Annotated in this window: 8 protein-coding genes; 1 reads left to right on the top strand and 7 read right to left on the bottom strand. The window is 64.8% G+C overall.

Translation table 11 applies throughout. The features are described 5' to 3' along the window. Positions 1-62: 62 nt before the first annotated feature. From K7G81_RS07470 to K7G81_RS07440, 7 genes are all read right to left on the bottom strand, one after another. A complete protein-coding gene (locus tag K7G81_RS07470; RefSeq protein WP_223030093.1) occupies positions 63-953 on the bottom strand; it encodes a flavin monoamine oxidase family protein in 891 nt (296 codons plus the stop codon). Next, positions 953-1666 carry a c-type cytochrome gene (locus K7G81_RS07465; protein WP_223030092.1) on the bottom strand — a complete coding sequence of 238 codons (714 nt, stop codon included), beginning with the start codon at positions 1664-1666 and terminating at the stop codon, positions 953-955. Before K7G81_RS07465 ends, K7G81_RS07470 begins: the two co-directional genes overlap by 1 nt. Positions 1667-1688: 22 nt before the next feature. Further along, positions 1689-2633 carry an N-acetylglucosamine kinase gene (locus K7G81_RS07460; protein WP_223030091.1) on the bottom strand — a complete coding sequence of 315 codons (945 nt, stop codon included), beginning with the start codon at positions 2631-2633 and terminating at the stop codon, positions 1689-1691. Then, entirely contained in the window at positions 2630-3772 is a 1143-nt protein-coding gene (locus K7G81_RS07455; protein WP_223030090.1) for an SIS domain-containing protein, read from the bottom strand. Before K7G81_RS07455 ends, K7G81_RS07460 begins: the two co-directional genes overlap by 4 nt. Beyond that, positions 3765-5048, bottom strand: a complete 1284-nt coding sequence (locus K7G81_RS07450; RefSeq protein WP_223030089.1) for a D-tagatose-bisphosphate aldolase, class II, non-catalytic subunit — start codon at positions 5046-5048, stop codon at positions 3765-3767. The genes K7G81_RS07455 and K7G81_RS07450 overlap by 8 nt, the downstream gene beginning before the upstream one ends. Before the next feature lie 73 nt (positions 5049-5121). After that, positions 5122-6060 (bottom strand): DMT family transporter, encoded by a 939-nt coding sequence (locus tag K7G81_RS07445; RefSeq protein ID WP_223030088.1) that lies wholly within the window; start codon positions 6058-6060, stop codon positions 5122-5124. After that, complete coding sequence (locus K7G81_RS07440) at positions 6057-8138, bottom strand: glycoside hydrolase family 36 protein (RefSeq protein ID WP_223030087.1); 2082 nt, start codon at positions 8136-8138, stop codon at positions 6057-6059. Before K7G81_RS07440 ends, K7G81_RS07445 begins: the two co-directional genes overlap by 4 nt. 329 nt (positions 8139-8467) lie before the next feature. On the opposite strand from K7G81_RS07440, the gene K7G81_RS07435 reads away from it, so the two are divergent. Beyond that, on the top strand, positions 8468-11374 hold the full coding sequence (locus K7G81_RS07435) for a TonB-dependent receptor (protein WP_223030086.1): 2907 nt from the start codon (positions 8468-8470) through the stop codon (positions 11372-11374). Positions 11375-11380 lie beyond the last annotated feature (6 nt).

The raw sequence follows: 11380 nt of genomic DNA, 5'->3' as shown, positions 1-11380 counted from the left end.
GTGAAAAACGTTCTTGGCGATATCCAGACCGATTATGATAACCTGCGACACGGACGCCTCCCTCAGTGGTGTTTCAACACCTCCACTCTGGCACATCGATGCCGTCGGGGGGCGTCCACCCCATCAGTAATCGGGTGGTCGAGCTTCACCCGCGCGCCGAGCCGGGCGGCGAACGCCTTCGGCATCTCCTCGTTGCCGCCCTTCAGATGGAAGGTCTCGCCCTCCGACAGCGGAATGCCGCGATCCTTCATCACCGCGAAGCGCCACAGGCCGTAGAGCGCGTTGACGTGCTGCCCGCCAAGATAATCCCGCGCGCGCTGCGAGGCGCCTTGCCGGGCATAGAGCGTGTCGAGATCGATCGCATCGAGATCGTCACAGCCGTTGCCGAATGGCTGACTGGGATCGTGGAAACGGGCGATCAATTCTGTGAGATAAAGCGCGGGCAGCTCGTACCACGGATGCTGCGACAGAAAGGCGATTTCGCGCTCGTTGAAGCCGAACGCCTTCAGCGTGACGGGATCGGCAAGCTGCGCGTCGGTGTAGAATTTCCCGCCGATCTGGGTGAGCTGACCGTTATTGGCGGGGAGCGGCGAGCCCTCGGCATTGGGATAGGGCACCGCCTCCAGCCCGAACGCCTCGACATAGCGGAAGAACTGCTCGTAGCCCGGTTTGGTGAGATGATCGGCACCGTAATCGGCCCATAGTCCGTCCGACAGCCCGTCATGACCGGTGAAGACGTGGCCGCCATAGCGCCCCGATGCCTCCAGCACGGTGACGTCGATCCCGCGCTGCATCAGCTCATAGGCGCAGCACAGGCCGCTGATGCCGGCACCCGCGACGATGACGCGCTTGCCGCTGGCTTGGCGCGACGCATCCTGCGCATCCGCGTGCGTGCCGATCATCGAGGCGCCGATGCCGGCGGCGACGGTCTTGAGGAAGGTGCGCCGCTCCATCAGGACCCCGCGCCATGAACGACGATCGTGTCGCGACCACTGGCAGCGCGCGTGTCACCGGGCTTTAGCGCGCCGGTGTAAAAAGCGGAGAGTACCATGCCGGCGTGCGGCCCCGGCTTGGCAGGCGCGCTCATCCGGAAACTTCCGCTCCTGCCGATCGAGTAGTGCGTCGTCGGGTCGTTGCCATGGGCGATGATCCATTGCGCGATGGCGATCGCCTGCGTCGCCGACAGGTCGGGGTGTGGCGGCATCGCGCCGCCGCCCCAGCTCCCGCTCGAGCCGTTGCGGATGTGCCCCGCGAGCAGCGCAGCCGCGCCGGCGCGACCGGCATAGCGCTTGCCGATTGCAGCGAACGACGGGCCCGCCGAGCTCGCCGCGAAATCGTGGCAGCCCATGCAGTTCGACCGGCTGACTTGGACCAGCGCCTCGGGCAGCGGCGCCGCTTGGCGCGCCGCCGGCGCGTCGGCGTTGGCGACATAGGTGGCGCGCAAAACCACCGAATTGGCCGGCAGCTCGCCATATTTGGTCGACTTGCCGTCATAGCTGGCGGTGACGGCATAGGCTGCCTGCGCGTTCCAGGGCAGGCGGCTGTTGTCGGCTGGCGCGGTGATGTCGACGGTGAGGCCGATGGCCGGGGGCGCGGCATGGAGCAGGACGGCGAAGGAAGCGGCGGATAGCGCCGCGATCGACAACCCGATGACCTTCACCTTCATGACTTGCCTTTCGCTAACGGTTTCAGCCGGGCGTCTCACCAACCTGATGCGCGGCGTAGAGCGCGGCGCCGTAAGCCGGCGAATGCCGCGGCTCGACGATCTGATAGGGGCCGAGCGCGCGCAATCGTTGCTCCAGCCGGCCACGCACCGAAGCGTCGTTGGTCAGCACGCCGCCCGACCAGGACAGCGGCACCGGCTCGTCGGCCGCGAAGCCGAGCGTCGCGCGCAGCGCCTCGGCCATCGCCGCCAGTTCGTCGGCGGCGGCATCATGGATCGCGATTGCGACCGGATCCCCCGCCGCAACCGCTTCGGCGACGACCGGCGCAAGGCCCGCAATCTCGTCGCGCTCGAGGCCGCGTTCGCCCATCACCTTGGCGCAGATGTCGAGATCGGCGTCGAGGTCGAGCCGGCGGCGGAACGCCTCGTGCAGCGCGCCTTTGGGCAACCTTCCGTCGCTCATCCGGGTGAAGGCATTGAGGCCCTGGATCGCGATCCAGTAGGCCGAGCCCTCGTCGCTGAACACCTCGCCCCAGCCGCCGACGCGCGCGGCCTTGCCCTGCCGCTCGCCATAGCCGATCGAGCCGGTGCCGGCGACGAGGTTGATCCCGTCGGCGCAGGCCAGCGAGCCCGCCCAGCCGCAGATCATGTCGTTGCCGCAGCGATAGCGGTCGTGGCCGAGCAGGCGGCCGCACTGCGTGTCGAGTTGCGGGTCGATCGCGCTGTCCTCGCCGAATGCCGGCAACCCGAAAAAGGCGTAGGTCAGGTCGGCCGGCGCAATGCCGGTCTGGTGGCAGATGCCCTCGATCCCCGCCGCCAGCGCGCGTACCGCGCCGTCGAGGCCGACCTGCAGGTGATAGGTCGTGCCCTCGATCTGGCGCGCGACCACCACGCCGGCCGCATCGATCGCGAAGAACTCGGTCTTGGTGCCGCCGCCGTCGACGCCGAGGAAGTATCGCGCCTCGCTCATGCGCCGGTTTTGTGGATGCGCACGCCCTGGACGACGCGGTTGACGGTGCCGGCCTGATTGGGCGTGTCGGGCGTCAGGCCGCGCTCGAGCGAGGCGTGCAGCGCGAACAGTTGCGCGGGCACGATGAACGGGAACAGCAGGTCGGTGTCGGCGGCGCCGTCCAGCCCGCGCACCGCGATCGTATCGCCCACCTCGCCACCGGCCGACACCGCCAGCACCGCGCCGGCCACCTTGTCGCGTCGCAGTTCCTCGATCATGTCGACGTCATAAGCCCGCGTCAGCGGATCGTTCGAGACGAAAACCACGATCAGCGTGTCCCGATTAACGAAAGTCTTCGGCCCGTGGCGGAAGCCGAGTGTCGTATCGAACATCGTCGCGGTGGCGCCGTCGGTGAGTTCGAGCAGCTTCAGCGCGGCTTCGCGCGCCAGACCCTGAAACGGGCCACTACCCAGATAGACTACGCGTGTGAACTCGCGTGCCGCAAGCTTCGCCATTCGCGGGTCGGCCGTTTCCAGCACCCCCGTCACCGCATCGGCGATCGGTTCGACCCGCGCGTCGAATGCACTGATGCCCGAGAAGATCGCGAGCGCGGCGTACATCATCGCTGAGAAGCTGGAGGTCATCGCGAAGCCGCGGTCGTGCGTCGCGTCGGGCAGCACGACGACATAAGCGTCGTCGTCCGCCCGCTGCGCCAGCGCGCCGTCGGCGTTGCAGGTGATGATCAGGTGGTGGATGTCGTCGATCCGTGCGTCGACCAGTTCGACCGCGGCGATACTCTCAGGGCTGTTGCCCGAGCGACCGAACGAGACGAGCAGCGTCGGCGTGTCCGCGCGCAGATAGAGGTCGGGCGCGCTGACGATGTCGGTGGTGGCGACCGCCTCGACATCGCGGCCGGCCGCCCGCGCCAGCGTCGCGGCGAGGCACTCACCGATAAACGCCGAGGTGCCGGCGCCGGCCAGCACGATGCGCAGGTCGGGCTTGCCGAGCAGCGGCGCGAGGAACGCGTCGATCTCGCCGCGTCGTTCGGCAAGCAGCGCCTGCGTCGCGCGCAGCGTATCGGGCTGCTGCAGGATTTCGCGCCGCGTCCACGGCTCGGTGCCATCGGCCACCTTGGGCGCGACGGAAAGTAGGTCAGACATTGGGGTGACAGGCTCCGTAATAAGCGTCGAGCGTCGCGTTGACGTGGGCGATCACCAGGTCGACCGGATCGAGCGTGGTGCGGCCCGCGCGGTGCGCGGCAAAGGCGATGGGCAGATATTGGCTGACCAGCGGCAGCGGCGGCACGGTCGCGCGCAGATTGGCGAACAGCTTGTCCTGTGCTGCAGTGATCGCCTTGTTGGGCCAGTAATAGCGGATGCGGTCGCTGAAACTGTAGTTGAGCTGGAAATCGAGGCCCGCGCCTTGTCCGTGATAATATTTCGACCAATTGGCCGGCTCCGCGTGCATCCGCGCGATCGTCACGTCGCGCAGGTTGGCGCGGCGGTCGGCGGGAACGATCTCGCGCTCGATCGCGTCGAGCGCCCATAGCGCCTCGCGCAACGCGAAGGTCACACCGGGACCGACCTTGAGGATCGCGAAATGATCGCGGACCAACGCGGCGAGTGCGGCGGGCGTCTGATAATCGGTCGAGTGCGCCTCGAAGACGATATGGTCGACCGGCGCGATCGCGGCGCTGAGCGCGGTCGCCTTTTCGGGAACGTAATCGACCACTTTGTCGTGATCGAACTCGACGCCGGGCTGGACGACGGTGGCGATGACGCGGTCCCACGCCGCGGAAAGCCCCTGCTCGGCGAACAGGTCGCGGTGCATGTCGATCGTCGCCAGCGCGTCATCGGGCGTGGTGACGGCGAGTTCGTCGAGATCCTCCGCCGCGCCGCCGGGCACGGGCACTTCGGTGCCGATGATGTAGCTCGGGGCATTGGCGGGATCGCCCGAATAGGCGGCCTCGGCGGCGGTGCACAGCCGCGCAGCACGCTCGGCGATGGTGCGTTCGGGCAGCGGCACGGGATCGTCGGCGCAGCTCATCGAGCAATCGAGATGGATCTTGCCGAACCCGGCGGCGACGTAATTGGCCACCATCACCTCGGCCTTGGCCATCGCCTCGACGGCCGGGAGCTTCGTCCACGCATTCGGCCCGAGATGATCGCCGCCCAGCGCCAGCCGATCGTGCGGGAAGCCGACGCGATCCGCGATCGCCCACACGAAGTCGCGGTAATCGGCGGGCGTCATACCGGTATAGCCGCCGTCCTGATTGACCTGGTTCGAGGTCGCCTCGATCAGCGCGAGCGGCGCATCATGCGCGAGCGCGTGGCGCAGCGTCGCTTCGATCACCAGCGGATGCGCCGAACAGACCGACGTGATGCCGACACGCTCGCCCGCCTTGTGGCAGGAGATAAGGTCGCGAATTGCTTTCATGATTGCTCCTTGAAGACGCAACTCGCATAGAAAGAAACAAAACGAAACACAATAAAACGATGCATAATGAAATTTATACCGTAGCGGGTTCGGCGACGGGTTCGAGCGTCTCGTCGGCGGCGTCGGGCTCGATCGCCAGCATCACCGAGGCAGCGAGTGCCAGCACCAGGCCGATGATCTTCAGCGTGCCCGGCATCACCCCGAGCGCGATCAGCGAGATGATCGCGGTGGCGAGCGGCGCGCCGGCGTTGGAAAGCGGCGCGACGATGATCGCCTTGCCGTAGCGGAAGGCGAAGACCAGCGTCAGCGCGCCGATCGCGTTCAACACCTGGATGCCGGCGGCGAGCGCGGGGCCGCTCCAGCCCCAGTTGATCGGCTGCGATCGGTCAGTGAGCAGCCAGGCGACCGGCACCAGCAGCAGCCCGGCGAGCATCATGTAGAAGAAGATGCCCTCGGCCGACATGTAGTTGTTGGCCGATTTCATGAAATAGGCCTGCACGCCCCAGCACAGCATGACGATCAGCGCCAGCACGAACCAGGTCGACCCGCTCGCCGAGGCGCCGTCGGCGGGCGAGTAGTTGAAGATCGGCAGCGCGATCAGCGCGAGAAGGATGCCGAGAATGCCGAGCTTGCCGGTCCGCTCGCCGAGCAGCGCGAATGACATGACGATGGTGACCAGCGGCGACAGCGAGATGATCGGGAAGATGAGGTAGGCGGGCCCGCGCGTCACCGCGTAGAACAGCACCATCTGCCCGCCCGCGCCGAGCAGCCCGACCGCCATGCCATAAGCGATCGCGCGCGGACTCGTCTCCAGCTTCGTTCCGCTGGCGCGCAACGCGATGAACGCCGGCGGGATCATCGTCAGCGCCCACACGCAATAGACCAGGGTATCGGGGAAGCCGTGCTTGGGTGACTGGTCCGAAAACGCGCCCCACACGCCCCACAGCACGACGGTGATCAAAGCGTTGATCAGCCAGAGCTGACGGCCTGCTGGCGTCGGGGTGGCGGTCATGCGGCGTCTCCTGCGGGCGCCGCCTCGATGACGAGGAAGCGGTTAAACGTGGCGTTGATCCGGTTGTCAGCGGCGCTGACGGTACCCATCGGCTCGCCGGTAAAGCTGTTGGTGAGGCGGTAACGGCCCTTGCCCAGCCCGCGCAGCTCGACGGATCCGTTCCAGCTCTTGGCATAGAAAGCGTAGTGCAAGCTCTCGCCGGCCGCGACGACATGGCCTTCGGGCTTGTCGAAACCGATATCGTAGAGTTCGCCCAGATACTGCCCTTTGGACAGCATGTTCTTGCGATAGAGCGCGATCCACTTGCGCCACAGCGCCTCCTTCGCCGGGGTCAGCACGAAGCCGCCGGGCGGCAGCGGATCGGTGGTGTGCTCGCTGTCCTTGGGCCAGGTAAACTTGGTCGAGGGGATGCCGCCGATGCCGTAGGTCGAGGCGAAATCGTCGCCGCCGTCGCTCAGCTCGACATGATCGCCCGAAAATGGCGCCGACGATCCCATCATTGCCTTGAAGGTTTTACCCTTCAGGCGGACCTGCCACGACGATTCGGGATCGGATGCGGGCGTGTTGTTCATGCCGGGAATGTTGAAGAAGGCAAACGAGTCGCCGCAGGGGCAGATTTCGATGTTCGCGTCCGGGTTGATGCCGATCGCGGTGTCGTAGATCGCCTTCCAGAAATCCTGCAGCTTCTCGACCGATTCCTCCGGCCGCGCATGATTGTGCGCGGGATTGTAGCAGGGCGCGACGCCGTTCAGGTCCTGCCCATCGATCTTCAGCCCCTCATAGCCCCAGTCGCCGATGATGCGCTTCGTGACCGCTTTGAAATAGTCGACCGTCGGCTGGTAGGCCGGGCACAGCGTGTAGCTGTTCCACCAGGTCACGTTCTGCGCGCTGCCGCTGGCATCGAGCAGCAGCATGTCGCGGTGGTCGTGCATCAGGTCGCTGTCGGGTGCTGCCGACAAGGGCGAGATCCACAATTTGGGCCGCATGCCGTATGTCTTGATACGATCGGCCATCGCTTTCACGCCGGCGTTGCCACTCGGAAAGCGTTTCGTGTCCGCGACCCAGTCGCCGACCGCCTTTTGCCAGCCGTCGTCGAGCACCGCCCAAGTGCAGCCGACCGACTTCGCCTTGTCGAGCGTGCCATAGACCTGCGCGGGGGTGACGTTGCGCTCATAGCCCCAGGCGCACCAGATCGGCTCGTAGCTCGAATCGGGGATTGCGGGCGCAGCGAGTCCGCGCTCGGCCATGATGCGGCGATAGGTGTCGAGCGCCGCAAAATGGTCGCCGGGATGCGCCATGATGAAGGTTTCGGGCAGCGTCACCGACTCGCCGGGGGCGAGCACGATCGGCTGATCGCCCTCGATCGCGATGCGCGTGCCGCAAGGCTGCGACGCGACAGGGAGCGCGATCAGCTTCGGCACCGTCTCGACATGGCCGACCGCCAAGCCGACGTCGGGCCGCCACACCACCGCCAACGGCGTGCCGCCGCCGTAATCGGAGCCGTTCATCCCCATATAATTGCGCTGCTGGAAATCGGGGCGCACCGGCTGCACCCAGTCACGCCGGTCGGGATGCGAAGAGCCCGCGAAGGTCCACGCCCCCCTGGGATGCGGGAGCAGCGTGTGCGCGGCCGACCACCAGGCGGCAATCGTTACCGGCCGCTTACCGAGATTGCGATACTGGACAGTCATCAGCGCAGCACCCGGCCGCGAATCGTCGAAGACGATATCGATTTGCTTCTCGATCTGCGTGCCGGCGATGCCTCGCAGGCTGTGCCGCTTGCCGTTGGCCAGCGTCTTTTCGCGATGGTCGACGAGCAGGAAGCGATCCAGCACGGTGCCGTCGGACAAGCGTAAGCCCTCGCCCGCTTCGAGCTCGGTCAGCGGCTGGCCGCCCCGCGACAAACGCGAATGCAGGGCACTGTCGAAGTCGATCGTCAGATTGCCATCCGAGGCGCTGGCGGCGGGACGCGGCGCCGCCCAGGCGCGGCGCGGCGCGGCAATAGCCGCGCCGACGACCGCGGCACCGCCCATCAGGCCAGCTAAAGTCGCCCTGCGCGTGATTGTCGGATTGGCCATTCGATCTCCCCTCTCCGCCTGCTAGTAGCCAAGGTGCACGAGCCGCGCGAAAGACGCAAACGAAAATGAACCGAAAAAATTCGTTTTCTTTCGGTGTAGGCTCGCACCATTGAAGCAGGAGATGCGCATGAGTGTGGCGGCTGTTCGCAGCGAAAGGGCCTGAAAATCGCGAAAAACCGGCGCCGATGCTCAACCTGCGGTCATTTTGCAGCAGATTCCGTGACGTGACGGTTATTACGGTGCCATGACAAAAAGGGGGTTGCTTTGTGACGAAACGCCACACAGAATGAAACATAGTGAAATTTCACGAAGAGGTTGAGGGGGAAATCATGGCCACACACACATTACGCACGACCACCCGCTTTCTCGCCATTGCACTCGCCTCGGCCTCGACCGCGGCATTAGCGCAGAGCCAGTCCACCCCGGCAACCAGCACGTCGGACACCGCCGCCGCCAACCAGGCGAGCCAAGATATCGTCGTCGTCGGCATTCGCGGCAGCCTCGACAAGTCGGTCGAGATCAAGCGCCAGTCCGCCGTGGTGCTCGATTCGGTCAATGCGACCGAGCTCGGTCGCTTCCCCGACAGCGACGTCGCCGACTCGCTGCAGCATATCACCGGCATCACGATCAACCGCACGACCGGCGGCGAAGGCCAATATGTCAGCGTCCGCGGCCTCGGCTCGCAATATAATATCACGACGCTCAACGATCGCATCTTGGCGACCGACGACGACGGCCGCGACTTCGCGTTCGACATCCTTCCGGCGGACGTCATCTCGGGCGCAGACGTGCTGAAATCGCCGCAGGCCGCTGCGGTCGAGGGCAGCATTGGCGGCACCGTCAACCTGCGTTCGGCGCGCCCGCTTGATCATCGCGGGCTACACATGGCGATGCGGGTCGAAGGCAATTACAACGACATGTCGCATTACAAGGGCTACAAGCTCTCCGGCTTCGTCAGCGACACCAACAGCTCGGGCACCTTCGGCGCGCTGCTCGGCGTCGTCTATTCGGACATGAAATTCCGTACCGACGCGCTCAATTATTCGACCTGGGATCCGTACAGCCCCGGCGTATGGCCACCCGCGCCGACCGCGGATGGCGAGCCGCCGGCCGACGCGATGCCGGTCAACGGGCTGTGCTGCATCCAGTTCGGCTCGGTGGTCGATCGCAAGAAGCGCATGGCGATAACCGGTACGGTCGAATGGAAGCCGACCGATACACTGCACATCACGCTCGACGGGATGTACACCAAGCTCAACGACCCGCAGGTCGCGTACAACCAGAGCTATTATCCCGATTTCACTTATGACGCGAACGGCCTGCCCGAATGGTCGAACGTAACGGTCGAAAACGGGTACATAACCCAGTTCACGGCGAACAATTTCGACCCCGAGCTGGTCAATCAGACGATCCACCGCAAGGTCAGCACATACCTGATCGGCGGCAATGTCGAATGGAAGCCGACCGACCGCTTCACGTTGCGCGGCGACGTCTATCGCTCGCACGCCAGCCGCCCCGAAGGCGGGCTCGATACCTTCCTGACCGCAGGACTGGTTTCGCCGACACCGTACAATCAGAACACCATGACCTTCTCGGCCAACAAGAACAAGATGCCGGATATCAGCGTGACACTGCCCGATGGCAGCGATTACGCGACGGCGCTCGCCTCGGGCGCGCTCGACGACAACAGTCTGTGGAGCACGCATTATGACGGCCTGTCGGGCGATACGATCAAGGACACCGTAACCGGCGCCAAGCTCGACGGCACTTATGAGGTCGACAACAGCGTTCTCAAGCATATCGACGCCGGCGTGAGCTTCCTCAAGCGCTCGAAATCACGTCGTGACATCTCGAACGATTGGACCAACGGCTCGAACCAGTACAGCACGCTGTACAACACGATGCCAGGTCAGCCGGGCCCGATCACCTTCGCGTCGATGGGACAAGACGTCATCTCGACCTTCGCGTTCCCCAATTATTTTGCCGGTGCCGGCGGCAATTTCCCGCGCACCCAGGTGCTTATCAATGCCGATGCGCTGCTCGCCGGGCTCAAATCGCTCGACGGCACGCCGAACTACACCTCGGGCGAGGGCGTCTACAATTTCGCCGACACGTTACCGCAATTCAACCCGACCAACTCCTATGTCGTCAGCGAAAAGACCATCTCGGGCTATATCGAGGGATCGTTCAGCGGTTATGGCTGGACCGGCAACATCGGCCTGCGGCTCGTTCACACCACCACCCACGCCGCGACAGCGATCAACAAGATCATCTCGGTGACGGTGAAGGATACCGCCAACCCGACAGCGTCGGCGGTGACCGACTATTCCGAAGCCTCGCCACTCAGTGCCAAGGGCAGCTACACGATCCCGCTCCCGTCCGCGAATGTCAATTTCGGGCTGACCGACAATCTGCACCTGCGCGTCGCGGCGGCGCGGACAATGGCGCGTCCCGATCTCAACCAGTTCGCGCCGACCGAGACCGACGATACCAGCAATCAGAATTATGTCGTCTATTATGACGGTAACGCTGCGCTGAAGCCGATCAAGGCCTGGCAATTCGATACGTCGCTCGAATGGTATTACCACCCCAACGACATGCTGTCGCTGGCGGTCTTCGGCAAGAAACTGAGCGGCGACATCACCACGATCGAGCGCAACGGCGTCGATATCGGTGCGGTGGGCTGTTTCAACGGCAATCCGTGTGCCCCACTGCTGTTCAGCGTTGTCGAGCCGATCAACGGCGACAGCTCGCGGGTCTACGGCGTCGAAGCGTCGTGGCAGCACATGCTCAAGAACGGCCTCGGGATTCGCGCGCAGTTCACCCACACGTGGAGTGCATCGACCGTCGAGGGTCAGAACGTCGGTACGATCGCCGGCATCTCGCCGACGACGTTCTCGATCAACCCGTTCTACGAAAAGGGCCCGATCTCGCTCAGCGTATCATGGGATCACTCGAGCTCGTTCACTTATGCCACCTACACCGAGATCGACGGGGTGCCGGCGATCGCCAAGGCCTATGACTGGGTGACGGCAACCGCTTCGTTCGACATCACCAAGCGGATCAAGCTCTCGCTCGAGGGACGTAACTTGACCAATTCGATCGTCCGGACCTATCTCAACGGGGATCCCAACATTATCTGGGCCTCTGGCGCAACCGGCACCAGCAGCAGCATCGGCGCCGGCTATACCGCCTACGGCCGGACGTTTACCGCCGGCATCCGCTTCGGGTTCTGATTCCGG

Source organism: Hephaestia mangrovi, assembly GCF_019880555.1.
Taxonomy (GTDB): domain Bacteria; phylum Pseudomonadota; class Alphaproteobacteria; order Sphingomonadales; family Sphingomonadaceae; genus Sphingomonas; species Sphingomonas mangrovi.
This window is presented reverse-complemented; position numbering and strand designations above follow the sequence as displayed.